Annotated in this window: 18 protein-coding genes and 4 tRNA genes; 7 read left to right on the top strand and 15 right to left on the bottom strand. The window is 60.6% G+C overall.

Going from position 1 to position 24,565, the window contains the following annotated elements; translation table 11 throughout:
- Nucleotides 1–81: 81 nt before the first annotated feature.
- Nucleotides 82–1,287 (top strand): MFS transporter, encoded by a 1,206-nt coding sequence (locus tag AC07SI_RS23280; protein WP_495006580.1) that lies wholly within the window; start codon nucleotides 82–84, stop codon nucleotides 1,285–1,287.
- Here the strand turns inward: AC07SI_RS23280 and AC07SI_RS23275 are convergent.
- From AC07SI_RS23275 to AC07SI_RS23225, 11 genes are all read right to left on the bottom strand, one after another.
- Complete coding sequence (locus AC07SI_RS23275) at nucleotides 1,234–1,758, bottom strand: GNAT family N-acetyltransferase (protein WP_495006579.1); 525 nt, start codon at nucleotides 1,756–1,758, stop codon at nucleotides 1,234–1,236. The genes AC07SI_RS23280 and AC07SI_RS23275 overlap by 54 nt on opposite strands.
- Nucleotides 1,759–1,858: 100 nt before the next feature.
- A complete protein-coding gene (locus tag AC07SI_RS23270; RefSeq protein WP_065901161.1) occupies nucleotides 1,859–3,733 on the bottom strand; it encodes a SurA N-terminal domain-containing protein in 1,875 nt (624 codons plus the stop codon).
- A gap of 231 nt (nucleotides 3,734–3,964) precedes the next feature.
- Nucleotides 3,965–4,252, bottom strand: coding sequence for an HU family DNA-binding protein (locus AC07SI_RS23265; RefSeq protein ID WP_221034285.1), 288 nt, complete (start codon nucleotides 4,250–4,252; stop codon nucleotides 3,965–3,967).
- Nucleotides 4,253–4,385: 133 nt separating this feature from the next.
- A complete protein-coding gene (lon, locus tag AC07SI_RS23260) occupies nucleotides 4,386–6,782 on the bottom strand; it encodes an endopeptidase La (protein ID WP_065901165.1) in 2,397 nt (798 codons plus the stop codon).
- Nucleotides 6,783–6,944: 162 nt separating this feature from the next.
- Entirely contained in the window at nucleotides 6,945–8,228 is a 1,284-nt protein-coding gene (gene clpX / locus AC07SI_RS23255; protein ID WP_010209414.1) for an ATP-dependent Clp protease ATP-binding subunit ClpX, read from the bottom strand.
- A gap of 112 nt (nucleotides 8,229–8,340) precedes the next feature.
- Nucleotides 8,341–8,976 carry an ATP-dependent Clp endopeptidase proteolytic subunit ClpP gene (gene clpP / locus AC07SI_RS23250; RefSeq protein WP_065901167.1) on the bottom strand — a complete coding sequence of 212 codons (636 nt, stop codon included), beginning with the start codon at nucleotides 8,974–8,976 and terminating at the stop codon, nucleotides 8,341–8,343.
- Between the two features lie 91 nt (nucleotides 8,977–9,067).
- Entirely contained in the window at nucleotides 9,068–10,378 is a 1,311-nt protein-coding gene (tig, locus tag AC07SI_RS23245) for a trigger factor (protein ID WP_065901169.1), read from the bottom strand.
- A gap of 398 nt (nucleotides 10,379–10,776) precedes the next feature.
- Nucleotides 10,777–10,852, bottom strand: a tRNA-His gene (locus AC07SI_RS23240).
- 76 nt (nucleotides 10,853–10,928) lie between these two features.
- Nucleotides 10,929–11,013 (bottom strand) — tRNA-Leu (locus AC07SI_RS23235).
- Nucleotides 11,014–11,069: 56 nt separating this feature from the next.
- A tRNA-His gene (locus AC07SI_RS23230) sits at nucleotides 11,070–11,145 on the bottom strand.
- A 35-nt stretch (nucleotides 11,146–11,180) separates the two neighbouring features.
- Nucleotides 11,181–11,257, bottom strand: a tRNA-Arg gene (locus AC07SI_RS23225).
- A gap of 275 nt (nucleotides 11,258–11,532) precedes the next feature.
- Between AC07SI_RS23225 and folD the strand changes: the two genes are divergently transcribed.
- Complete coding sequence (gene folD / locus AC07SI_RS23220) at nucleotides 11,533–12,387, top strand: bifunctional methylenetetrahydrofolate dehydrogenase/methenyltetrahydrofolate cyclohydrolase FolD (RefSeq protein WP_495006578.1); 855 nt, start codon at nucleotides 11,533–11,535, stop codon at nucleotides 12,385–12,387.
- Nucleotides 12,388–12,596: 209 nt separating this feature from the next.
- Nucleotides 12,597–13,520 carry a D-alanyl-D-alanine endopeptidase gene (gene pbpG, locus AC07SI_RS23215; protein WP_495006577.1) on the top strand — a complete coding sequence of 308 codons (924 nt, stop codon included), beginning with the start codon at nucleotides 12,597–12,599 and terminating at the stop codon, nucleotides 13,518–13,520.
- Between the two features lie 156 nt (nucleotides 13,521–13,676).
- Here the strand turns inward: pbpG and AC07SI_RS23210 are convergent, their stop codons facing one another.
- Nucleotides 13,677–14,339, bottom strand: a complete 663-nt coding sequence (locus tag AC07SI_RS23210) for a C39 family peptidase (protein WP_213551180.1) — start codon at nucleotides 14,337–14,339, stop codon at nucleotides 13,677–13,679.
- A gap of 211 nt (nucleotides 14,340–14,550) precedes the next feature.
- Between AC07SI_RS23210 and AC07SI_RS23205 the strand changes: the two genes are divergently transcribed.
- Nucleotides 14,551–14,712 (top strand): hypothetical protein, encoded by a 162-nt coding sequence (locus AC07SI_RS23205; RefSeq protein ID WP_162946106.1) that lies wholly within the window; start codon nucleotides 14,551–14,553, stop codon nucleotides 14,710–14,712.
- Here the strand turns inward: AC07SI_RS23205 and AC07SI_RS23200 are convergent.
- A complete protein-coding gene (locus AC07SI_RS23200; RefSeq protein WP_495006576.1) occupies nucleotides 14,709–15,119 on the bottom strand; it encodes a PA0061/PA0062 family lipoprotein in 411 nt (136 codons plus the stop codon). The genes AC07SI_RS23205 and AC07SI_RS23200 overlap by 4 nt on opposite strands.
- Nucleotides 15,120–15,338: 219 nt before the next feature.
- Here AC07SI_RS23200 and AC07SI_RS23195 point away from each other — a divergent pair, with 219 nt between their 5' ends.
- The 3 genes from AC07SI_RS23195 to AC07SI_RS23185 are packed head-to-tail and all read left to right on the top strand — an operon-like array spanning nucleotide 15,339 to nucleotide 21,121.
- Complete coding sequence (locus tag AC07SI_RS23195; RefSeq protein WP_495006575.1) at nucleotides 15,339–18,560, top strand: efflux RND transporter permease subunit; 3,222 nt, start codon at nucleotides 15,339–15,341, stop codon at nucleotides 18,558–18,560.
- On the top strand, nucleotides 18,550–19,719 hold the full coding sequence (locus AC07SI_RS23190) for an efflux RND transporter periplasmic adaptor subunit (RefSeq protein WP_106803346.1): 1,170 nt from the start codon (nucleotides 18,550–18,552) through the stop codon (nucleotides 19,717–19,719). The genes AC07SI_RS23195 and AC07SI_RS23190 overlap by 11 nt, the downstream gene beginning before the upstream one ends.
- Nucleotides 19,703–21,121 (top strand): efflux transporter outer membrane subunit, encoded by a 1,419-nt coding sequence (locus AC07SI_RS23185; RefSeq protein WP_495006574.1) that lies wholly within the window; start codon nucleotides 19,703–19,705, stop codon nucleotides 21,119–21,121. Before AC07SI_RS23190 ends, AC07SI_RS23185 begins: the two co-directional genes overlap by 17 nt.
- Before the next feature lie 400 nt (nucleotides 21,122–21,521).
- Here the strand turns inward: AC07SI_RS23185 and AC07SI_RS23180 are convergent, their stop codons facing one another.
- Nucleotides 21,522–22,805 (bottom strand): Zn-dependent hydrolase, encoded by a 1,284-nt coding sequence (locus AC07SI_RS23180; protein ID WP_106803344.1) that lies wholly within the window; start codon nucleotides 22,803–22,805, stop codon nucleotides 21,522–21,524.
- A gap of 159 nt (nucleotides 22,806–22,964) precedes the next feature.
- The gene (locus AC07SI_RS23175; protein ID WP_065901195.1) at nucleotides 22,965–24,452 is read right to left on the bottom strand and encodes an NCS1 family nucleobase:cation symporter-1; all 1,488 of its coding nucleotides are present in this window, start codon (nucleotides 24,450–24,452) and stop codon (nucleotides 22,965–22,967) included.
- Between the last annotated feature and the right edge of the window lie 113 nt (nucleotides 24,453–24,565).

Genomic DNA, 24,565 nt, shown 5'->3' with positions numbered 1-24,565 from the left:
AAGTTCGGAACCTTAGCCTGTTTTTCCGACGTGCACAGCCCCCTACTCTGGCGCCTTGCCCTTTTGCATGGATAGAGTTTGATGACCGCACTCACCGATTCCCCACCCGTTACCCAGCGTGACGCACTGCCGCTCGGCGGTTTGCTCGCATTGGCCTCGGCAGGCTTTATCACCATCCTCACCGAAGCCATGCCCGCCGGGCTCCTGCCGCAGATGGGCGAAGGCCTCGGCGTGTCGCCCGCGCTGGTCGGCCAATTGGTCACGCTCTACGCCTTGGGCTCGTTGCTGGCGGCCATCCCGCTCACGCTGCTGACCCGCGGCTGGCGGCGACGGCCATTGCTGCTGATTGCCATCGGCGGCTTTGCCCTGGTCAACAGCGTGACCGCGCTGTCCAGCCATTACGGACTGACGCTGGTAGCGCGTTTTTTTGCCGGGGTCTTCGCCGGGTTGCTCTGGGCACTGCTGGCCGGTTATGCCAGCCGGATGGTTGCCCCGCACCTGCAAGGCCGGGCGATCGCGATCGCGATGCTCGGCGCACCATTGGCCCTGTCCCTGGGCGTACCGGCCGGTACCCTGCTCGGCACGCTAGTCGGCTGGCGCCTGAGTTTTGCGATCATGACCGGGCTGACGCTGGTGTTGCTGGTGTGGGCGCGCTGGCAGCTTCCGGACTTTGCCGGCCAACCCGCACAGCAGCGCCTGGGCCTGCGCCAGGTACTCAGGTTACCCGGCATTCGTCCGGTGCTGTGGGTGACCGTTACCTACGTACTGGCCCACAACATTCTCTACACCTACATCGCCCCACTGTTGGTGCCGGCCGGGATTACCGCCGACGTCGACCGCGTGCTGCTGGTGTTTGGCTTGGCCGCATTGCTGAGCATCTGGCTGGCTGGGCTGCTGATTGACCAGTGGTTGCGCACACTGCTGCTGATCAGTTGTGCGCTGTTTGGCCTGATCGCCGTGGCCCTGGCGTTCTGGATCAACGTCCCCGCCGTCATCTATGTCGCAGTGGCCTTATGGGGCCTGGCGTTCGGCGGACTGCCGGCCTTGCTGCAGACCGCACTCGCCAAGTCAGCGGGAGCGTCGGCGGACGCTGCGCAATCGATGCTGGTGACCATGTGGAACCTCGGCATAGCCGGCGGCGGCCTGGCCGGCGGCGTATTGCTGCAGGGCTGGGGCGTCTCGGCCTTTGCGTGGGCGGTGGTACTGCTGATGCTGCTGGCCCTGGTCGGCGCCTTACAGGCTGCGCCCCAGCAACTGGCCCGGCCAACCCTCCAGGTTGAAGGTTGAGATTCGCGTATAGCCGCACGACTCATAAAAACCCACCAGGTCGCCTGTGCCGCCGGCGTAGCAGTCCACCCGCAGGCGCGTGACACCGGCTGCGCGCGCCTGGTCATCGGCGAATGCCAACAGGCGCCGCCCCAGGCCGCGTACACGGGGGTCGCGCGCGGCGATCAACAATCGCACATACACCTCCGGCTCGGTCGCCGCTGGTACATAAGGCATCGGCTCGCCCAGCACCAGTGCAGCCAGGATCTGCCCCGTCGGGGCCTCTACCACCCAGGCACCCGGCAGTGCGCAGGCTTGCGACACTTGCGCGACTCGACGGGGCGAGGCCGACCAGGGCTCAGTACCCCATTGATGGTTATTGCCCAGGCGCGCAAACCACTCAATCATCTCGTCAAACACCTGCAGCACCGCAGGAACATCCGCCTCAGTGGCGCGACGGATCACCCAGCCTTCCTGTTCCTGAATCAACACGCGTGAACCTCCTTGCTCGACGATTGCGAACCCCCAGTCTAGCGCACAAAAAAAAGCCCTCGGTCATTGCTGGCCGGGGGCTTTCTTATTCAAACCGCCATCAGTACTTCTTGATGTCGGCCTTGGTTTCCAACTGCTTGCGGTACGCCGCGAAGTCCTGCTGGCCGACACGGGAAGCGAGGAAGCGGCGGTATTGCGCTTTTTCTTCTTCCGATGGGGCTGCGGCTTCATTGACGCCGTTCAAGCGCACGATCACCAGGCTACCGTCAGCCAGGGTCACGGTGGTAAAGGTCGGCTTGTCCTTGGCCGCAGGCTTGGGCATGCGGAACAGGGCTTGCAGCACGGCCGGGTCAATCGCTTCCTGGCTACGGGTAGCCGCTTCAGTGACTTTCCAGGCCTGACCATCGATCGGTTGGTTCAGCGGGGTCTTGCCATCACGCAGGCTGGCGATCAACTCGTCGGCATGCGTCTTGGCAGCGGCGCTGGCGCGCTCCTTGATCATCTGTGCACGGATCGGCGCAGCAACGCTTTCCAGCGGCAGTTGCGCAGGTTTGCGGTGCTCTTTGGCACGCAGCACGATGATGGTTTCCGGGTCGAGTTCGATGGCGCTGCTGTTGGCACCTTCATCCAGGACTTCCGGGCTGAACGCAGCGGTGACCACGGCACGGTTGGCCGCAACGCCTTCGCCGCCTTCACGGCCAAACGGCGCGGAGGTGTGCACGGTCAGCTTCAGGTCGGACGCTGGCTGGGCCAGGTCAGAGGCTTCGAATGCCGCATCTTCCAATTGCTTGGTCGCTTCGACAAAACGCTGCTCGACCTGCTGGGTCTTGAGCTCGCGGGTCAGCTTGTCCTTCAGGCTGGCGAACGTCGGCACTTGCGGTGCTTCAACGCCCAACAACTTGATCAAGTGCCAACCGAAGGTGCTGCGCACCGGCGCCGAGACCTGGTCCTTGTTCAACGCGTACAAGGCGGTTTCGAAGTCCGGGTCGTAGACGCCAGGGCCGGCGAAGCCGAGGTCGCCGCCATTGTTGGCCGAACCTGGATCCTGGGAGTACTCCTTGGCCAGGGCTTCGAACGACTCGCCCTTGGCCAGGCGCGCCTGGATTTCCTCGATCTTGGCCTTGGCTTGCGCGTCGGTGACCTTGTCGTTGACTTCAATCAGGATGTGCGCCGCACGACGCTGTTCAGCGAGGTTGGCGGTTTCTTTCTGATAGGCCGCCTGCAACTCCTCGTCCTTGACCGCAACTTGGTCGAAGAAGGACGACTTCTTCAACTCCAGATAGTCGATGACCACCTGGTCCGGGGTCATGAACTCCTTGGCGTGCTGGTCGTAGTAAGCCTTGACCTCGTCGTCGGTAAGTTTCACCGCGCCAGGGTTGGCCTTGATGTTGACGGTGGCGAAATCGCGGGTCTGCTTCTCCAGACGGGCAAAAGCGTTCACCTCGGCGTCGGTCACGAAACCGCTGCCGGCGATGCCTGCGCGAACCTGGCCGATGAGCATTTCCTGGGTCAGCATCTGACGGAACTGCAGTCGGCTGTAGCCCAGTTGACGGATCACCTGGTCAAAGCGTTCGGCACTGAACTTGCCGTCCACCTGGAATTCCGGTGTCTGCAGGATGACCTGGTCCAGTGCTGCTTCAGAGAAGCCGAACTTGGAATCAGCCGCGCCTTGCAGCAGCAGCTTGCGATCGATCAGGCCCTTGAGGGCGGCGTCGCGCAGCAGTTTTTCGTCGAGCAGCGAAGCATCGAAATCCTTGCCCAGCTGTTGCATCAGCTGGCGACGTTGCATGTCGACAGCCTGGCTCAGTTCGGTCTGGGTGATTTCTTCACCGTTGACCTTGGCCACGTCCTGCTTGGTGTTGGTCGAAGCCTGAAAAATAGCCTCGATACCGGTGAACGCCATCAAAGCGACGATGATCCCGATAATGGTCTTGGCAATCCAGCCTTGTGAATTGTCCCTGATATTTTGCAGCATGCGTCCCCCAGAAACGGTTGAACTTCAAAAATTGGCAACCGTGGAGCGTGGGTAGAGTCCGGATAGAAGAAAGGCGCATCCGAGGATGCGCCTTCTCGTAACTGGCGGAGCGGACGGGGGTTTGAACCCACACCCCCGGCGTGGCGACCCGATGGATACGTGGGTCAGCTGCCGCTCCGCTGCCAGGCCAGACCTGCGTCCGACCCGGGTAGGCAAAGGCTTGATCGAAGCTTAGTTAACGGCTTCTTTCAGGGCTTTACCGGCTTTGAAACCTGGTTTCTTGGCAGCAGCGATTTGCAGTGCTTTGCCAGTCTGTGGGTTACGGCCAGTGCGAGCTGGGCGGTCAGTCACAGAGAAAGTACCGAAGCCTACCAGTACTACGGAGTCGCCGGCCTTCAGAGCGCCAGTGACGGATTCGATTACTGCATCCAGCGCACGGCCAGCAGCAGCTTTCGGGATATCAGCGGATGCAGCGATAGCATCAATCAGTTCCGACTTGTTCACTCTAAGTCCCCTTATATATCTATTGAGTATGATTCTAAGTTTTTTGGTGAAAGCAAAAACCAGTGCTGAATGGCCTACAGACACTTAAGAGCCGCTTTATAACAAGGGCTCTAAAAAGCTGTCAAGGAAGCCCCCAGGCTTCAACACATTAATGCGTGCTAATTCTTTCCTTGGAATCAGACTCGCGCTTTTCGTCCTTAGCGACTATCTCCGGAGCCACATCCGGCAAGGGCTCCGGCGCGTATTGCAGCGCAATTTGCAGGACCTCGTCAATCCATTTAACCGGTTTAATCTGAAGATCCTGCTTGATGTTGTCAGGAATTTCCTTCAGATCGCGAACATTCTCTTCAGGAATGATCACGGTCTTGATTCCACCCCGGTGTGCAGCGAGTAATTTCTCTTTCAAACCACCGATAGCCAATACCTGGCCACGCAGGGTAATTTCGCCGGTCATGGCGACATCGGCGCGCACCGGAATACCGGTCAATGCCGACACCAGGGCCGTGCACATGCCTACGCCTGCGCTAGGGCCGTCTTTGGGCGTAGCCCCTTCCGGCATGTGGATGTGGGTGTCGTGCTTCTCGTGGAAGTCCAGGGGGATCCCCAGGCTCCTTGCGCGGCTGCGCACCACGGTCTGCGCGGCGGTAATCGATTCGACCATCACATCGCCCAGCGAACCGGTCTTGATCAACTGGCCCTTGCCCGGGATCACTGCAGCTTCAATGGTCAGCAATTCGCCGCCCACCTGGGTCCACGCCAGGCCAGTCACCTGCCCTACCTGGTCCTGCTGCTCGGCCAGGCCGTAGCGGAATTTACGCACACCCAGGAAGTGCTCCAGGGAGTCGGCCGTGACCTTCACCGAGAAGCGTTTTTCCAGCGCATGCTCCTTGACTGCCTTGCGGCAGATCTTCGCGATCTGGCGCTCAAGCCCGCGCACACCGGCCTCGCGGGTGTAGTAACGAACGATGTCGCGGATCGTCTCGACCTCGAATTCGATCTCGCCCTTCTTCAGGCCGTTGGCCGAAATCTGCTTGGGCGCGAGGTATTTGACGGCGATGTTGATCTTCTCGTCTTCGGTGTAACCCGGCAGACGAATCACCTCCATCCGGTCCAGCAGCGCTGGCGGGATATTCATCGAGTTGGAGGTGCACAGGAACATCACGTCGGAGAGGTCGTAGTCGACTTCCAGGTAATGGTCGTTGAAATTGTGGTTCTGCTCGGGGTCGAGCACCTCGAGCAATGCCGAGGCCGGATCGCCGCGCATGTCGCTGCCCATCTTGTCGATTTCATCGAGCAGGAACAGCGGGTTGCGTACGCCCACTTTCGTCATCTTTTGAATCAATCTTCCTGGCATCGAACCGATGTAGGTACGGCGATGACCACGGATTTCCGCTTCGTCACGCACGCCACCGAGGGCCATGCGCACGAATTTACGGTTGGTGGCATTGGCAATGGACTCGGCCAGGGAGGTTTTACCCACACCAGGCGGCCCTACCAGGCACAGCACCGGGCCACGAATCTTCTTCACGCGCTTTTGCACGGCGAGGTATTCGAGGATGCGCTCTTTGACTTCTTCGAGGCCGTAGTGGTCGGCATCCAGGATGTCCTCGGCGCGCGCCAGGTCCAGGCGTACCTTGGTCTGGGCCTTCCACGGCACTTGCACCAGCCAGTCGATGTAGGAGCGAACCACAGTGGCTTCGGCGGACATCGGCGACATTTGCTTGAGCTTGTTCAGCTCGGCATTGGCCTTGGTCAGCGCGTCTTTCGGCAGGCCGGCGGCATCGATGCGTTTTTTCAGCTCTTCGATTTCGTTGTGGCCTTCCTCGCTGTCGCCGAGTTCCTTCTGAATGGCCTTCATCTGCTCATTCAGGTAGTACTCGCGCTGGCTGCGCTCCATTTGTTTCTTCACGCGACCACGGATGCGCTTCTCAACCTGCAGCAGGTCGATTTCGGCATCCAGCAGCGCCAGCACGTGTTCGACACGGGCCGGCAGGTCGATGATTTCGAGGATGTCCTGCTTCTGCTCGATCTTCAGCGCCATGTGCGCAGCCATGGTGTCGACCAGGCGGCTTGGCTCATCGATGCTGTTAAGCGAAGACAGCACTTCAGCCGGGACTTTCTTGCCCAGCTGCACATACTGCTCGAACTGCGAGAGCAGGCTGCGGACAAAGACTTCGGATTCGCGCTCAGGGGCTTCGACTTCGTCGATCAGCGCCACTTCGGCGCGCAGGTGGCCGTCCACCTCCATGAAGCGCTCGACCGCACCGCGTTGCTCGCCTTCGACCAGCACCTTGACGGTGCCATCGGGCAGTTTGAGCAGTTGCAGTACGGTGGCAATGGTACCGACGCGATACAGGGCATCTTCGCCTGGATCATCATCGGCAGGATTTCTCTGGGCCAACAGCAGGATCTGCTTGTCGCCCGTCATCGCGGCCTCGAGGGCTTCGATAGACTTCTCGCGCCCCACGAACAGCGGGATAACCATGTGCGGATAGACGACGACATCACGCAACGGCAGGAGAGGCAATTCGATGGTTGTCTTCATGATTTCGCCTCTATGACAGTTGAAAAGTAAGCTTGAAACCAAGATGGGGGCTGCGTGTAAAAAAAACAAGCTCAATGCTGGCAGTTACACGCAGTAAAAAATCTTCATGAAAAACAAAGGGGCCCCTAAAGGCCCCTTGTTTGTACCGAAACTGCGAAACGCTTACGCGTCTGGCGCAGCCTTGGCAGCCGGCTCACTGTTTTCGTAGATATACAGTGGCTTGGACTTGCCTTCTATAACGCTTTCATCGATCACCACTTTACTCACCTCGGACTGCGAGGGGATTTCGTACATGGTGTCGAGCAACACGCCTTCGAGAATCGAGCGCAGGCCACGTGCACCGGTCTTGCGCTCCAGTGCCCGCTTGGCCACCGATTTGAGCGCGTCGGTACGGAACTCGAGGTCTACACCTTCCATTTCGAACAGCTTCGCGTATTGCTTGGTCAGGGCGTTCTTCGGCTCGGTGAGGATCTGAATCAGAGCAGCCTCATCCAGCTCGTCCAACGTGGCCAGGACCGGCAGACGGCCGACGAATTCCGGGATCAGACCGAACTTGACCAGATCGTCAGGTTCGACTTCACGCAGGGACTCGCCCACTTTCTTGCCTTCTTCCTTGCTGCGCACTTCTGCACTGAAACCGATACCGCCACGGGTGGAACGCTGCTGGATAACCTTCTCCAGACCCGAGAACGCACCGCCACAGATGAACAGGATGTTGCGCGTATCAACCTGAAGGAATTCCTGCTGCGGATGCTTGCGGCCGCCTTGTGGCGGTACGGAAGCGACCGTGCCTTCAATCAGTTTCAACAGGGCCTGCTGCACGCCTTCACCGGAAACATCCCGGGTGATCGACGGGTTGTCGGACTTGCGCGAGATCTTGTCGATTTCGTCGATGTAGACAATACCCATCTGGGCTTTCTCTACGTCGTAGTCACATTTCTGCAGCAGTTTCTGAATGATGTTCTCGACGTCCTCACCCACGTAGCCAGCCTCGGTGAGGGTGGTTGCGTCGGCGATGGTGAACGGAACGTTCAGCAGGCGAGCGAGGGTTTCTGCAAGCAGGGTCTTACCCGAGCCTGTAGGACCGATCAGCAAGATGTTGCTCTTGCCGAGTTCGACTTCGTCGCCTTTCTTGTCACGCTGGTTCAAGCGCTTGTAGTGGTTGTACACCGCTACGGCCAAAACCTTCTTTGCACGCTCTTGACCGATGACATACTGGTCAAGGATGCCGCTGATTTCTTTAGGCGAAGGCAATTTATGCGCGCTGCTTTCGGCCTGTGCTTCCTGCACCTCCTCACGGATGATGTCATTGCACAGGTCGACGCACTCGTCGCAGATAAAGACCGAGGGGCCGGCAATCAATTTGCGTACTTCATGCTGGCTTTTGCCACAGAAGGAGCAATAGAGCAGCTTGCCGTTGTCCTCGCCGTTGCGGGTGTCAGTCATTCGTTCGATCCAAATCCGATAGGCTTGCAACACAAGATGAAGGCTTATGCGGGCTTTTTCAAGCCCGCCGATGATCGGACATGCCGACCAGCCCTATTTTGAGCGGCTTATATTAAGCGGGGCGTTTTTCGATCACTGCGTCGATCAACCCGTAATCACGCGCGACTTCGGCGCTCATGAAGTTGTCGCGGTTGGTATCGCGCTCGATTTCTTCCAGGGTGCGCCCGCTGTGCTTGGCCATCAGCGTGTTGAGACGCTCGCGGATGAAGAGGATTTCCTTGGCGTGGATTTCGATGTCCGACGCCTGGCCCTGGAAACCGCCCAGTGGCTGGTGAATCATCACGCGCGAGTTCGGCAGGCAGAAACGCTTGCCGTGGGCCCCTGCGGTGAGCAGGAACGCGCCCATGCTGCAGGCCTGGCCGATGCAAGTGGTCGATACATTCGGCTTGATGAACTGCATGGTGTCGTAGATCGACATGCCCGCCGTCACCGAACCGCCAGGTGAGTTGATGTAGAGATGGATGTCCTTGTCCGGGTTTTCCGCTTCAAGGAACAGCAGTTGCGCACAGATCAGGTTGGCCATGTAGTCCTCTACCGGGCCCACCAGAAAGATCACTCGCTCCTTGAGCAGGCGCGAGTAGATGTCGTAGGCGCGTTCGCCACGAGCGGACTGCTCGACAACCATCGGGACCAGGCCGCCTGCGGCCTGGATATCAGAGTTCTGCTGAATATAGGAATTACGGAACATGCTCTGCAGTTACTCCCAAATAGTCATGTCTTGAAAACGCATAAGCCAGCGCGAGGCTGGCTTATGGTTGAATTTCCAACGAGTTGGACAATCAGTCGGCTTGTGCTGCTTCCGCCGGTTTGACTGCTTCTTCGTAAGAGACCGCTTTGTCGGTCACCTTAGCCTTCTGCAGAACAGTATCCACAACTTGTTCTTCCAGCACAACCGAACGTACTTCGTTCAGTTGCTGGTCGTTCTTGTAGTACCAAGCCACGACCTGCTCAGGCTCCTGGTAGGCCGAAGCCATTTCCTGGATCATTTCACGAACGCGATCTTCGTCAGGCTTGAGGTCGAACTGCTTGACCACTTCAGCCACGATCAGGCCCAGCACGACGCGGCGCTTGGCTTGTTCTTCGAACAGCTCGGCCGGCAGTTGGTCAGGCTTGATGTTGCCACCGAACTGCTGCACAGCTTGCACGCGCAGGCGGTCCACTTCGTTGGACAGCAGGGCCTTAGGCACTTCGATCGGGTTGGCGGCCAGCAGACCGTCCATGACCTGGTTCTTGACCTTGGACTTGATGGCCTGGCGCAGTTCGCGCTCCATGTTCTTGCGAACTTCGGTGCGGAAGCCTTCGATGCCGGTTTCCTTGATACCGAATTGAGCGAAGAATTCTTCGTTCAGTTCTGGCAGCTTAGGCTCGGAAACGCTGTTGACGGTCACGGTGAACTCGGCGGCTTTGCCAGCCAGGTCCAGGTTCTGGTAGTCAGCCGGGAAAGTCAGGTTCAGAACGCGCTCTTCGCCCGCCTTCGCGCCAACCAGGCCGTCTTCGAAGCCAGGGATCATGCGGTTGGAACCCAGCACCAGCTGAGTACCCTTGGCGGAGCCGCCAGCGAACACTTCGCCGTCAACCTTGCCAACGAAATCGATGTTCAGCTGGTCTTCGTTCTGGGCGGCACGGTCGACCACTTCGAAACGGGTGTTCTGCTTGCGCAGGATTTCCAGCATGTTGTCCAGGTCGGAATCAGCTACTTCAGCGCTCAGGCGCTCGATAGCGATACCTTCGAAACCTGCCACTTCAAACTCTGGGAACACTTCGAATACGGCAACGTATTCCAGGTCCTTGCCCGCTTCCAGGGACTTCGGCTCGATCGAAGGCGAGCCAGCCGGGTTCAGCTTTTGCTCGACAACTGCTTCATAGAAGGAAGCCTGGATCACGTCGCCTACCGCTTCCTGACGCGCATCAGCACCAAAACGGCGCTTGATTTCGCTCATTGGCACTTTGCCTGGACGGAAACCAGCGATCTTGGCCTTTTGGGCAGTCTGCTGCAGACGCTTGTTGACCGCAGTCTCGATACGCTCTGCCGGCACGGTGATGCTCAGGCGGCGCTCGAGAGCAGTAGTATTTTCAACAGAAACTTGCATGGATATTCCTCGTTGCACAGACGTTAGCCGGCCATTTCCGACCCCAATCAAGGGCATGCATTCTAGTGGGTCAAACTCAAGAAGTCACCCTACTGAGAATACGCCCGGAAACAGCCGGCAATTTATCGGTACGAAGGCACTGATGTACCTCGCCCCGGTGACAAATACAGCCCATCACGCCAGGGCTCTGCGCCGCCTCTTCTATATATAGAAGAAGTCGTCATCCATCTCCCTGACGGCCAACCCTCAAACAGGGCCAGCAGGCAGCGCGGCATCATCGAGACACATAAATACGACGAAACGCCTGCCCTTGCGACCCACTACCTGCAGCCGCCGAATATTCGAACCGCTAAAACCAAAAAAGGCGCCAGACTGTTAAATCTGGCGCCTTTCGAATATGGGGTGGACGAAGGGGATCGAACCCTCGACAACGGGAGTCACAATCCCGTGCTCTACCAACTGAGCTACGCCCACCATATTGCGTTAACAAAGAAACCAAACCACTTCTTTGTCGAGCCTTACCCACCTTACGGAGGGACAAAGCTTTTATTGGTGCGGATGAAGAGACTCGAACTCTTACGCCTCGCGGCGCTGGAACCTAAATCCAGTGTGTCTACCAATTCCACCACATCCGCGCTTGAAGCTCTTAAAGCAAAGGCGCCAGATGATTAATCTGGCGCCTTTCAAAATATGGGGTGGACGAAGGGGATCGAACCCTCGACAACGGGAGTCACAATCCCGTGCTCTACCAACTGAGCTACGCCCCCCACCATATAGCGCTACTTGTGCCAAAGCTGCCTAATGGCGCACCCGGCAGGACTCGAACCTGCGACCATCCGCTTAGAAGGCGGATGCTCTATCCAGCTGAGCTACGGGCGCCTGATTAATCTGTACTCTTTAAGGACTACAAACTAAGTGCTTCCAGCCTTGCAGAACAACAATCCTGCTCGACCTTCTTAACCAGTGCTAGGCTGTGCCCGACAAGTGCGACGAATAGTATAGAGGGTCCTGAAACCCGTCAAATCTTTTTTGAAAAAAATTCATTTTATTTAAGGGGTTAGGCCAATTTGCAGACCAAGCGCCTTTGCCCTCACGGCTTGGCATGCGAGAATGCGCGCACTTTTCTTCCCCCTCTCGATGGTTAATCACGCGTAATGACTGCACAACTTATCGACGGCAAATCAATCGCCGCCAGCCTGCGCCAGCAGATCGCCAAACGAGTCACCGAGCGTAGCCATCAAGGCCTGCGCACGCCTGGCCTCGCGGTGATCCTGGTCGGCAGCGATCCTGCCTCTCAGGTTTATGTCTCGCACAAGCGTAAAGACTGTGAAGAGGTCGGCTTTATCTCCAAGGCCTACGACCTGCCTGCCGACACCACCCAGCAGGCGCTCACCGACCTGATCGACGGTCTCAACGATGACCCGAGCATCGACGGCATCCTGCTGCAACTGCCGCTGCCTGAGCACCTGGACGCCTCCAAGCTGCTCGAGCGCATTCGCCCGGACAAGGACGTCGACGGTTTCCACCCGTATAACGTCGGCCGCCTGGCCCAGCGCATCCCGTTGCTGCGCCCGTGCACCCCCAAAGGCATCATGACCCTGCTGGAAAGCACCGGTGTCGACCTCTATGGTCTCGACGCCGTCATCGTCGGCGCCTCTAACATCGTTGGCCGCCCAATGGCGATGGAACTGCTGCTGGCCGGCTGCACCGTCACCGTCACCCACCGTTTCACCAAGGACCTTGCCGGCCACGTCGGCCGCGCGGACCTGGTCGTGGTCGCTGCCGGCAAGCCGGGCCTGGTCAAGGGCGAGTGGATCAAGGAAGGTGCGATCGTCATCGACGTCGGCATCAACCGCCAGGAAGACGGCAAGCTGGTCGGCGACGTGGTCTACGAGACCGCCCTGCCCCGCGCCGGCTGGATTACGCCGGTACCCGGCGGCGTTGGGCCGATGACCCGTGCCTGCCTGCTGGAAAACACCCTGTACGCGGCAGAGTCGCTGCACGACTAATAACCAGCCGTGCTAAAAAAGCCCTGCCTTATCGCAGGGCTTTTTATTGCCCGCAATAAAACCTGTTTTTTCTTTGTTTTTAAGTACTTTCGTCTGGTTTTAGAAGAACATTCGACAGTCTCTCGTCCATACTCCTAAAATGTAACGGCATTTGTCATATAAGCCGTTCCAGAACGGAATTTCCTTACTTTTTTAGCGAGTTCATCCGCGTGAAAATTCGTCTTTCTATCGTCAGCCTATTGTTTGCGTTCACAGGCACCTTCGCGCACGCCGCCGAAACCACCCAGGCCCCGCGTGATACGTCCAAACTGCAAATTGCTTCCGGCAGCGCCATGCTGGTGGATCTGCAGACCAACAAGGTCATCTATTCCAGCAACCCCGACGTGGTGGTGCCCATCGCCTCGGTGAGCAAGCTGATGACCGGCCTGATCGTGCTTGAAGCCAGGCAGAACATGGATGAATACATCGACATCAACATCACCGACACCCCGGAGATGAAAGGTGTTTTCTCGCGCGTGAAGATCGGCAGCCAGATGCCGCGCAAGGAAATGCTGCTGATTGCCCTGATGTCCTCGGAAAACCGCGCGGCCGCGAGCCTGGCGCATCACTATCCGGGCGGCTACGCGGCCTTTATTGCCGCCATGAACGCCAAGGCCAAGGCCCTGGGCATGACCAGCACCCACTACGTCGAGCCGACGGGCCTGTCGATTCATAACGTGTCGACCGCCCGCGACCTCAGCAAGCTGTTGGCGTATGCGCGCAAATTCCCGATGCTCAGCCAGCTGAGCACCACCAAGGAAAAGACCGTAGCGTTCCGCAAGCCCAACTACACCCTCGGTTTCTCCAACACCGACCACTTGATCAACCGCGCCAACTGGGACATCAAGCTGACCAAGACCGGCTTCACCAACCAGGCCGGCCACTGCCTGGTGCTGGTGACCAGCATGGGTAACCGCCCGGTATCGCTGGTGATCCTGGATGCCTTCGGCAAATTCACCCACTTCGCCGATGCCAGCCGTATCCGCAATTGGGTCGAGACCGGCAAGAGCGGCTCGGTGCCGGACGTGGCACTGCGCTACAAGGCGGACAAAAACCTCAAGAACCGTCCGAACGCGGCAGAAGCCAGCCGTTGACCGCACCTTGATGTGAGCGCTGGCTTGTGGGGGCTGGCTTGTGTGGGAGCTGGCTTGCCTGCGATAGCATCACCGCAGTATCACTGCTCCCCTCAGTGCCCGCATCGCGGGCACACCCGACTCCCACGCAAGCCGGTTCTCACTGAATATCTGCGGTTAGTTTTTTTCCGCCAGTACTTTGAGCGCCTGCGCCGCCGCCTGCTCCTGCCCGGCCTGGGCCGTGGCGTTGGCAGCATCTCGCCAGCGCTGAGCGTCGACATTCGCCGGTAACTGGCTTGGGCGCTGGGTGAGGATTGCCCACTGCCCGGCGCTGCTCCACTTCGATTCAAAATCGCTGAAGCTCATCAACAGCCGCCGGTCCATGCCTGAGCGCAGCAGTATCGTGCTCTTCTGCTGGTTGAAACCGACCACGACCACGTAGTGCGCGTCAGACCACAGCCCGCCGCCAATGCGCGCCATCACCGGGTAACCCGCCGCCACCTGCGCCAGCACCGCCGTCAGCTTGGCATCCAACGGGTACACCATCAGGCCGTACTCACGTGCCAGCACCTGCATGTTGCGTTCAAGGTCGGCTTCACCGCCCGGCAAGTGCAGCGGCTTATCCAGCAAGCCCGGTGTCATGACAATGCCTTGTTGCGACAGCATGCTGGCTAAAGCCGTAGGACCGCTCTGATAAGCCTCGCTGCGAAATGTCGGCACGCCATTGAGTTCGACCCGCTCGGGCAGGCCCGGCAATTTCGAGGGGTGGCTGGAACAGGCCGCAAGCCCTATGGCAACAGCCAGCAACAAAGAGGTTTTAACGTTCGAGCGTAACCGCAATTTTTTACTCTCTTGATCAATGGCCGGTGAAGGCCCTGATCATAGGACGCTCTGCCACACGGGTATAGCCCACAGGCGCAGTAAAGGGTCAGTGATAGAGCAAAGAAGTTGGTTGGACACGACCATTGGTCAATAGCAGGCAACCGCTAGGTAGCTAGACTGCCCATTGAGAAGACTGTGTGTGCCCCCTGAGGGGCGAAAGGAGGCCCGAATGAGCCTTGCAACGACGATTTTCCTGTTGATCTGCGGTTGGCTGGCGGTAGCCGGCGCCATGTTGTGGGGGGTGTTGCGCATCACCCGTCGGCACCATCACCCCCACGTCAAACCCGCGGCGCCCGCCAAGCCTCACAAGGCCGCGGTACGCCACGCCTAGCCAGGCATGCAATCGAAGTCCTGAGTGGCGGCAACTTCCTTGCCGTGACCATCCTTGAGCGAGGCGCGCACGGTAGTGCCCAGGCTCGACTCGACCAGGGTGTAATGCTCCCCCGCCTTGAAGTTTTTATATTCGACACGCCCCTGGCAATCCTGCTGATTGTCGTCGCCTGGCTCCTCCTCGAATAACGTCACATCCAGCCGATGATCCCCCGGGGTCACCTCGAAGAAGCGTCCGTCATCCACACGCTTGCCGTCCACGCGCTCGGCCATCAGGTCGTTCGGCGCTTCCTCCTTCAAACCAATCCAGGCTTCGCTCGGGTCAGCCTTGGGGATCGGGCCGGCACACGCCGACAACAACAGTACGGCACCAAGGGCAGGAATTAATAACAGCGGTTTAAGTGACATGGCAGGGCTCCAAAGGACATCAGTAAAAATACGCGGCGAAAGGTGTCGCCTCCGATGGGCTACAAGCTTGGGGAGCCATCCTTTGTAGAACAAATGAATACATATGAAACGATCTTCAGCCCTTAACTAAATGTTCCTTCACCTGGCTGAAAGGTGCGTGTTAGGTGGGTCGGGCAAGACTGCCGGGGTTTGCAATCCTGCTCCTCTGGAGGTTCACGCATGCTCGGGCTGGTAAAGACCGCACTGCAAAAGCCGTACACGTTTATCGTGTTGGCCATATTCATCTGCATCATCGGGCCGATGGCGGCCCTGCGTACCCCCACGGATGTTTTCCCCGATATCGGCATCCCCGTGGTCGCCGTGGTGTGGCAGTACAACGGCCTGTCACCGGACGCCATGGCGGGCCGGGTGATCTACACCTACGAACGCTCCCTGAGCACCACCGTCAACGACATCGAACACATCGAATCGCAATCGCTGCCCGGCATGGGCATCGTCAAGATTTTCTTCCAACCGGGCGTCGACATCCGCACGGCCAACGCGCAAGTGACGGCGGTTTCACAAACCGTGCTGAAGCAGATGCCACCGGGTATCACGCCGCCGCTGATCCTCAACTACAGCGCCTCCACGGTGCCGATCCTGCAAATGGCGTTCTCCAGCCCCAGCCTCTCGGAAGCCAAGATCCGCGACCTGGTGCAGAACAACATCCGCCTGCCCTTGAGCGCCCTGCCCGGCCTCGCCATGCCCACGCCAATGGGCGGCAAGCAACGCCAGATCACCCTCGACCTCGACCCCCAGGCGCTGGCCGCCAAAGGCTTGTCGGCACAGGACGTGGGCAATGCCCTGGCCCTGCAGAACCAGATCATCCCGGTGGGCACCGCCAAGCTCGGTCCCAACGAGTACACGATACTGCTCAACAACAGTCCCAAGGCGATCGACGAGCTCAACGACCTGCCGATCAAGACTGTCGACGGCGCGCTGATCACCATCGGCCAAGTGGCCCACGTGCGTGACGGTTCGCCGCCGCAGACCAACATAGTGCGCGTCGACGGCCACCGTGCGGTGCTGATGCCGGCGTTGAAAAACGGCAGCATCTCGACCCTGTCGATCATCGACGGCATCCGCCAGATGCTGCCGCGCATCAACGAAACCCTGCCGCCGTCGCTGAAGACTTCGCTGCTCGGTGACGCCTCGGTATTCGTCAAGCAATCGGTAGGCAGCGTGGCCCAGGAAGGCATCATCGCCGCACTGCTGACCAGTGCGATGATCCTGCTGTTTCTCGGCAGCTGGCGCTCGACGCTGATCATCGCCGCGTCGATTCCGCTGGCGGTACTGTCGGCCATCGCGCTGCTGGCAGTCAGCGGGCAGACCCTCAACGTGATGACCCTCGGCGGGCTGGCGTTGGCCGTGGGGATCCTGGTGGACGATGCCACGGTGACCATCGAAAACATCAACTGGCACCTGGAGCAAGGCAAGGCGGTGAAGACCGCGATTCTCGACGGCGCCGCGCAGATCGTCGGCCCGGCGTTTGTATCGCTGCTGTGCATCTGCATCGTGTTCGTGCCGATGTTCCTGCTGCAAGGCATCGCCGGCTACCTGTTCCGGCCAATGGCGCTGGCGGTGATCTTCGCCATGGCCAGTTCGTTCATCCTCTCGCGTACCCTGGTGCCGACCCTGGCGATGTTCCTGCTCAAGCCGCACGTGCCGGAGCAAGGCGCAGGGCATCATCCGGAAGACCAATTCATCAACCACCACGAAGGTGAGCAGCACCGCAAGCCACGCAATCGCGCGTTGCAAGCGGTGTTGAATTTCCAGCAGGGATTCGAGCGTCACTTCTCGAATATCCGCGACACCTACCACGGCCTGCTGTTGTTGGCGCTGGGCAATCGCAAGCGCTTTATCGTCGGCTTCCTGGCCTGTGTGCTCGCCTCGTTCCTGTTGCTACCAAGCCTGGGCCAGGACTTCTTCCCGGCCACCGACGCCGGCGCCCTGGCGCTGCATGTGCGCTTGCCTCTGGGCACGCGCATCGAAGAAAGCGCGGCGGCCTTCGACCGGATTGAAGCGCGGATTCGTGAAGTGATCCCCGCTGAGCAACTGGACACCATCGTCGACAACATCGGCATCCCGCTGAGCGGCATCGACATGGCCTACAGCAGCAGCGGCACCATCGGCCCGCAGGATGGTGACATCCAGGTCACCTTGAAAAAGGATCACGCGCCAACCGCCGACTTCGTGAAGAAACTGCGCGAAGCCTTGCCGCAAAGTTTCCCGGGCAGCCACTTCGCGTTCCTGCCGGCGGATATCAGCAGCCAGATTCTCAACTTCGGTGCGCCGGCGCCGCTGGACGTGAAGATCTCAGGGCGCAGCGATGAAGAAAACCGCGCCTACGCCGTGGAGCTTGAGCGTCGCCTGCAACACGTACCGGGCATCGCTGACCTGCGCATCCAGCAGTCCACCGGTTACCCGTCGCTGCAGGTGAATGTTGATCGCATGCGGGCCAATGGCCTGGGCATCACCGAGCGCGACGTGACCAACAGCATGGTCGCCTCCCTCGCCGGCAGCTCGCAGACCGCGCCGACCTTCTGGCTGAACCCGGCCAATGGCGTGTCATATTCGATCGTCGCCGCGACCCCGCAGTACCGTCTCGACAGCCTGCCGTCGCTGGAAGCCTTGCCGGTGACCGGTGCCGATGGGCAGTCGCAGATCCTCGGCGGCGTGGCGAGCATATCGCGCGTGCAAAGCCCGGCAGTGGTGACTCACTACAACATCGAACCGACCCTGGATTTGTACGCCAACGTCCAGGGCCGCGACCTCGGCGGCGTAGCCCGCGACGTGCAGAAAGTGTTGGATGACACCGCGTCCATGCGCCCCAAGGGTGCGGTGATCAGCCTGCATGGGCAGATCGACGCGCTGCATGAAGCCTTCAGCGGCCTGAGCTTCGGCCTGCTCGGCGCGGTGGTGCTGATCTACCTGCTGATCGTGGTCAACTTCCAGTCCTGGGCCGACCCGTTCGTGATCATCACCGCGTTGCCGGCGGCGCTGGCAGGGATCGTGTGGATGCTGTTCCTCAGTGGCACCTCGCTGTCGGTGCCGGCCCTCACCGGCGCCATCCTGTGCATGGGCGTGGCCACCGCCAACTCGATCCTGGTGGTGAGTTTCTGCCGCGAACGCCTGGCCGAACATGGCGACGCCCTGAAGGCGGCCATGGAGGCCGGCTACACGCGCTTCAGGCCGGTGTGCATGACTGCCCTGGCGATGATCATCGGCATGTTGCCGCTGGCTATTTCCGAGGAGCAGAACGCCCCGCTCGGCCGGGCCGTGATCGGTGGCTTGATCTTTGCCACCATTGCCACTTTGTTGTTTGTTCCCGTGGTCTTCAGCCTGGTCCACGGTCGTCACCCTACTCGCGCAGCTGCTGGAGAAACCCCACATGTCGTCTGATCACAAACCCTCGCGCAAGCGTCTGATGCTCATGGGTGTCGGCGGCCTGACACTGGCCGCCCTGTTGGTCGCCAACGGCCTGCATGCCCGCACGATGCACGAACAATCGGTGACCGCGTGGACCGAAACTGCCGCCATCCCGCAAGTGATGGTGTTCCAGCCGCAGCAGAACGCGGCCGGTGACACCCTGCGCCTGCCCGCCCACCTCGACGCCTGGAGCAAGGCGCCGATCCATGCCCGGGTCAGCGGTTATTTGAAGGACTGGAAAGTCGACATCGGCAGCCAGGTCAAGGCCGGGCAAGTCCTCGCCGAAATCGACAGCCCCGACCTCGACCAGCAATTGGCCCAGACCCACGCCCGCCTGATCCAGGAACAAGCCAACGCGCGCCTGGCAGAAACCACCGCCACGCGCTGGCAAAACCTGTTGGCGAGCCACTCGGTGTCGCGCCAGGAGGCCGATGAAAAATCCTCCAACGCCGCGGCGGCCAAAGCCAACGCCGAGGCGGCTGCAGCCGATTACGCACGGCTGTCGGCCCTGGAAAGCTACAAGACCATCCGCGCGCCGTTTGCCGGCACCATCACCGCCCGCAATACCGATATCGGCCAATTGATCAAGGCCGATACCGACAGCGATCCGGAGCTGTTCAACATCGCCGACACCCACCAATTGCGCCTCTACGTGCCGGTGCCGCAGAACTACGCGGCGGTCATCCACCCCGGACTCGAAGCCGAACTGACGGTGCCCGAGCACCCTGGCGAGCACTTCAAGGCGCGCCTGATCGGTGACTCCACCGCCATCGACCGTCGCTCCGGCACGCTGCTCGCGCAGTTCGTCGCCGACAACCCCAACGGCGAATTGCTGCCCGGTGACTACGCCGAAGCCACCTTGCCGATTCCAGCGGATACCCATGGTGTGAGCATCCCGGCCAGCGCGCTGATCTTCCGCGCCCAAGGCACCCAGGTGGCGGTGCTGGATGCACAGAACCACGTGCACTTGCAGGACATCCATATCGGCCTCGACCTCGGCGAACGGCTGGTGATCGATCAAGGCCTGAAACCCGCCGACCGTATCGTCGACAACCCGCCCGACGCCCTGCGCGAAGGCGACCCGGTGCAACTCGCCGATGCCTCCGGAGGTGCGCATGCGCCCAAGGCTTAAGCCCCTCGCGGCCCTGATACTGCTGGCGTTGCAAGGTTGCTCGATGGCGCCCACCTACACAGTGCCCACGGTGGACCTGCCGGCCGGCTACCGCGAACAGACCAGCGACGGCCCGTGGCACAGCGCGCAACCGTCCGATCAGTTGGCCCCCGAATGGTGGAAGCTCTACAACGATGCACGCCTGGATGACCTGCAACAGCAACTGCTCAAGGCCAACCCGGACCTGGCGGCAGCGCTGGCGCACTTCGATGCGTCCCAGGCGTATGCCAGCCAACTGCATGCTGGGCTGTTCCCGCAGATCACCGCGAGTGCGCAGCCATTGCGCCAGCGTCAATCCGACTCGCGACCGCTGCGCGGCGACACGCAGCCTTCGGTCTACAACAGCAACACGGCAGGATTTTCTCTGAGTTACGACCTCGACCTATGGGGCAAGATCCGCAACCAGGTCGCGGCTGGTGATGCCCAGGCGCAAGCCTCCGGCGATGACCTGGCAGTGGCGCGGCTGAGCCTGCAACATCAACTCGCGAGCCTGTATGTGCAGCTCAACGGGCTGGATGCACAGAGCCGGATTCTCAACAGTTCGCTGGAGGATTTCAGCCAGGCCCTGCAACTGACGCGCAGTCGTTATGAGGGGCAGATCGCCTCCGAGCTGGACCTGACCCGTGCGCAGAATCAACTGGCCGAAGCCAAGGCGCAACTGGATGAAGTGCGCGGGCAACGCAACCTCACCGAGCATGCCATTGGGGAGTTGGTGGGGGTGGCGGCCAGCAACTTCACGTTGCCGCCCAGCCAGCAGTTGATTGCCCTGCCGGGGATCCCGTCGCAGCTGCCGAGCCACCTGCTGCAACAGCGCCCGGACATCGCGGCGGCAGAACGCCGGGTGTTTGCCGCCAACGCGAATATCGGCGTGGCCAAGGCAGCGTGGTACCCGGATTTCAGTTTGACCGGGCTGATCGGCGGCCAGACGCAAGGGGTTGGCAACCTGCTGTCCGCTGGCAATCGGTATTGGGCGCTGGGGCCGTTGGTGAATCTGCCGATCTTTGATGGCGGACGCCTGAGCGCCAATGAACGCCAGGCCAAGGCCGAGTTTGAAGAGGCCTCGGCGCAGTACCGCAGCCATGTATTGAAAGCCGTGCGCGAGGTGGAGGACAACCTCGCGCAACTGCGGGATTTGCAGCAGGAAGCACAGGATGAGCAAGCCGCGGCAGATGCGGCGCAGCATACCCAGGCCCTGGCAATGAACAGCTATCAGGCGGGGGCGGTGAGCTACCTGGATGTGGTGACCGCGCAGACGGCGGCGTTGCAGGCACAGCGGACATTGCAAGCGGTGCAGACGCGGCAGTTACAGGCGAGCGTGGGATTGGTAACGGCGTTAGGCGGCGGCTGGCAACCCGGCGCCTGAGCCCTGAGCGCTCCCCTGTGGTGAGCAGACCTGCCCTGCATTGCCGGTGGTGAGCAGACCTGCTCTGCATTGCCTGTGGTAAGCAGACCTACCCTGCGTTGCCTGTGGTGAGCAGGCTTGCCCTGCGTTGGGCTGCGAAGCGGCCCCCAATCCGGACATGAGTTCTTTCAGGAAGAACCTCAGCGTCTTTACTGGGGCTGCTTCGCAGCCCAACGCAGGGCAAGCCTGCTCACCACAACAGCCGACTTCGAGTTCGGCGACGAAGATTGTGTCGTGCCCTGCCCCGCTGTTGCAGGCGAGCGTGGGGTTGGTGACAGCGTTAGGCGGGGCCTGAGCGCTCCCCTGTGGTGAGCAGGCTTGCCCTGCTCACCACAACAGCCGACTTTAGGATGACGGCCTTTCAGGCAGCGAGTTTGCCGCTGGCAATCGCCGCCGAGGCCGCCACCATCGCCCGCAACAACACCGCACAGCCCGCCGCCAGGTCATCCGGCGCGGCGTTCTCGATTTCGTTGTGGCTGATCCCGCCTTCGCACGGTACGAAGATCATCCCCGCCGGGCCGAGTTCGGCGACGAAGATTGCGTCGTGCCCTGCCCCGCTGACGATGTCCATGTTCGACAGGCCCAGGCCATTCGCGGCGTCGCGCACAGCGTCCACGCAGCCCTTGTCGAAGTACAGCGGGGGGAAGTCGGCGGTGGGTTCCATCTCGAAACTCAGGCCGTGCTTGGCACAGGTCTCATCGATCACCTTGCGCACCTGGGCAATCATCGAATCCAGGCGCGCCGGTTCCAGGTGACGAAAATCCAGGGTCATGCGCACTTCGCCGGGGATGACATTGCGTGAGCCTGGATAGGCCTGCAGGCAACCGACGGTCCCGCAGGCATGCGGCTGATGCCCCAGCGCCGCCGCATTCACCGCCGCCACCACTGCCGCCGCGCCGACCAGGGCATCCTTGCGCAGGTGCATCGGCGTTGGCCCCGCATGCGCTTCGACACCGCGCAGTTTCAGGTCAAACCACTTTTGCCCGAGGGCGCCGAGCACCACGCCGATGGTCTTTTTTTCATCCTCGAGAATCGGCCCTTGTTCGATGTGCGCTTCGAAATACGCCCCGACCTTGTGGCCGCTGACCTCCCGCGTGCCGGCATAGCCAATCGCGTTCAGCGCATCGCCAACGCTGACGCCATCCACGTCGACCTTGGCCAGGGTGTCCGCCAGGCTGAATTTCTCCGCGAACACCCCGGAGCCCATCATGCACGGCGGGAAGCGCGAGCCTTCCTCGTTGGTCCACACCACCACTTCCAGCGGTGCCTCGGTTTCCACCTTGAGATCATTGAGGGTACGCAGCACTTCCACGCCCGCCAGCACGCCGAAGCAACCATCGAACTTGCCGCCGGTGGGCTGGGTATCGATATGGCTGCCGGTCATCACCGGTGGCAGGTTGGGATTGCGCCCGGGGCGGCGGGCGAAGATATTGCCGATGCCGTCGATGGTCACCGTGCAGCCGGCGTCTTCGCACCACTGCACGAACAGGTCGCGGGCCTTGCGGTCAAGGTCGGTGAGGGCCAGGCGGCACACGCCGCCCTTGGGGGTGGCGCCGAGCTTGGCCAGGTCCATCAGCGACTGCCACAAGCGATCGCGGTTGATGTGCTGATGGGTCGATTGCAGAACGTCGAGGGCAGCGTTCATGGGGATCTCCTCAGGCTGTATTTGTTATGAATAGACTCGATTCCAACCACGGTATGGGGTCAAACATGTGGGAGCGGGCCTCTCGCGAAGAGGCCGTGACAGTCGCCGCAGATATCGTCTGCAAGCCCGCTCCCACATTTGGATTGCATTTCAACGCCCTTACAGCGGGGATTTGGCCGTAACCGGGCTGATGCCACGCTTGGCATTCAGGCCGTAATACAACAAACCGCCCAACGCCGAACCGGTGAACCAGCCGTAGCTGTAGAACCAGCTGAATGCATCGCTGCCCAGCGACAGCAAGGTCAGCACCACCGGCACGCCGAAGGCGATAAAGCCACTCCAGTTCCACGCCGGGTACACGTCGTCGCGGTACAGGCCGGCCAGGTCCAGCTGCTGCCGCCGGGTGATGAAGTAGTCCACCACCATGATCCCGGCGATGGGGCCCAGCAGGCTCGAGTAGCCCAGCAGCCAGTTGGAATACACGGTTTCCAGGCTGACGTCGGAGACAATCAGGCCGAGCTTTTTCAGCAGTTCATGGCCCATCAGTGCCAGCCCGACCAGCCCGGTGAGGATCACCGCCGTGGTGCGGTTGATCAGCTTGGGGGCGATGTTCTGGAAGTCGTTGGTGGGCGAGACGATGTTCGCCGCCGTGTTGGTGGACAGCGTGGCGATGATGATCAGCGCCATGGCGATGGCCACCCACACCGGGCTCTGGATATGGCCGATCAGGGTCACCGGGTCGGACACGCTGACGCCCACCAGTTTCACCGAGGCGGCGGTCATGATCACGCCGAGGGCGGCGAACAGGAACATGGTCAGCGGCAGGCCGAAAATCTGCCCGAGGATCTGGTCCTTCTGGCTCTTGGCGTAGCGGCTGAAGTCGGGAATATTCAACGACAACGTGGCCCAGAAACCCACCATCGCAGTGAGGCCGGCCATGAAGTAACCGGTGAGGCTCGCCCCTTCAGGCCGCTTGGGTGGAATCGCCATCAGCTCGCTGATCGACACGTTCGGCATCGCCCACACCAGCAGGCCGATCCCCACCGCCACCAGCAACGGCGCCGACAGGGTTTCCAGGCGCTTGATCGACTCGGCGCCGCGCAGCACCACCCACAGGTTGAGGGTCCAGAAGATCATGAAGCCGATCACTTCACCGGTGCCGCCGAGGGATTTCCAACCCTCGAAAATCGAGCCGAGAAACAGGTGGATTGCCAGCCCGCCAAACATCGTCTGGATACCGAACCAACCGCAGGCCACCAGCGCGCGAATCAGACACGGCACATTGGAGCCGAGGATGCCGAAGGACGACCGCAGCAGCACCGGGAACGGAATACCGTACTTGGTACCAGGGAACGCATTGAGGGTCAGCGGGACCAGCACCACGATATTGGCCAGCAGGATCGCCATCAGCGCCTCGCCCACCGACAAGCCGAAATACGCGGTAAGCACGCCGCCCAGGGTGTAGGTCGGCACGCAGATCGACATGCCCACCCACAACGCGGTGATGTGCCACTTGTTCCAGGTGCGCTCATGCACCTTGGTCGGTGCCATGTCGTGGTTGTAGCGGGGGCTGTCGAGGACGTCGGGGCCGGCGTCGAGTTCGTACAGGCCGTTGCGTTCAATGACTTGCGATCTGTTCTGTTGCATGGCCGCTCCACGGTTTTTTCGAATTATTGTTGCTCGCCTGCACTTCAATGCAGGCGGCCGGAGTACCTCGTGAACAACATGACATCAGGGGTCCGGCCAGCCGCCACTGCACT

The sequence above is a fragment of the Pseudomonas sp. GW821-FHT05D12 genome (genome assembly GCF_059419825.1).
This window is presented reverse-complemented; position numbering and strand designations above follow the sequence as displayed.

What these genes read in the sequence shown, in the direction of transcription:
- AC07SI_RS23280 (WP_495006580.1), top strand. Translation starts at nt 82, where the DNA reads ATGACCGCACTCACCGATTCCCCACCCGTTACCCAGCGTGACGCACTG.
- AC07SI_RS23270 (WP_065901161.1), bottom strand. Translation starts at nt 3,733, where the DNA reads ATGCTGCAAAATATCAGGGACAATTCACAAGGCTGGATTGCCAAGACC.
- lon (WP_065901165.1), bottom strand. Translation starts at nt 6,782, where the DNA reads ATGAAGACAACCATCGAATTGCCTCTCCTGCCGTTGCGTGATGTCGTC.
- clpX (WP_010209414.1), bottom strand. Translation starts at nt 8,228, where the DNA reads ATGACTGACACCCGCAACGGCGAGGACAACGGCAAGCTGCTCTATTGC.
- clpP (WP_065901167.1), bottom strand. Translation starts at nt 8,976, where the DNA reads ATGTTCCGTAATTCCTATATTCAGCAGAACTCTGATATCCAGGCCGCA.
- tig (WP_065901169.1), bottom strand. Translation starts at nt 10,378, where the DNA reads ATGCAAGTTTCTGTTGAAAATACTACTGCTCTCGAGCGCCGCCTGAGC.
- folD (WP_495006578.1), top strand. Translation starts at nt 11,533, where the DNA reads ATGACTGCACAACTTATCGACGGCAAATCAATCGCCGCCAGCCTGCGC.
- AC07SI_RS23205 (WP_162946106.1), top strand. Translation starts at nt 14,551, where the DNA reads ATGAGCCTTGCAACGACGATTTTCCTGTTGATCTGCGGTTGGCTGGCG.
- AC07SI_RS23200 (WP_495006576.1), bottom strand. Translation starts at nt 15,119, where the DNA reads ATGTCACTTAAACCGCTGTTATTAATTCCTGCCCTTGGTGCCGTACTG.
- AC07SI_RS23195 (WP_495006575.1), top strand. Translation starts at nt 15,339, where the DNA reads ATGCTCGGGCTGGTAAAGACCGCACTGCAAAAGCCGTACACGTTTATC.
- AC07SI_RS23190 (WP_106803346.1), top strand. Translation starts at nt 18,550, where the DNA reads ATGTCGTCTGATCACAAACCCTCGCGCAAGCGTCTGATGCTCATGGGT.
- AC07SI_RS23185 (WP_495006574.1), top strand. Translation starts at nt 19,703, where the DNA reads ATGCGCCCAAGGCTTAAGCCCCTCGCGGCCCTGATACTGCTGGCGTTG.
- AC07SI_RS23180 (WP_106803344.1), bottom strand. Translation starts at nt 22,805, where the DNA reads ATGAACGCTGCCCTCGACGTTCTGCAATCGACCCATCAGCACATCAAC.
- AC07SI_RS23175 (WP_065901195.1), bottom strand. Translation starts at nt 24,452, where the DNA reads ATGCAACAGAACAGATCGCAAGTCATTGAACGCAACGGCCTGTACGAA.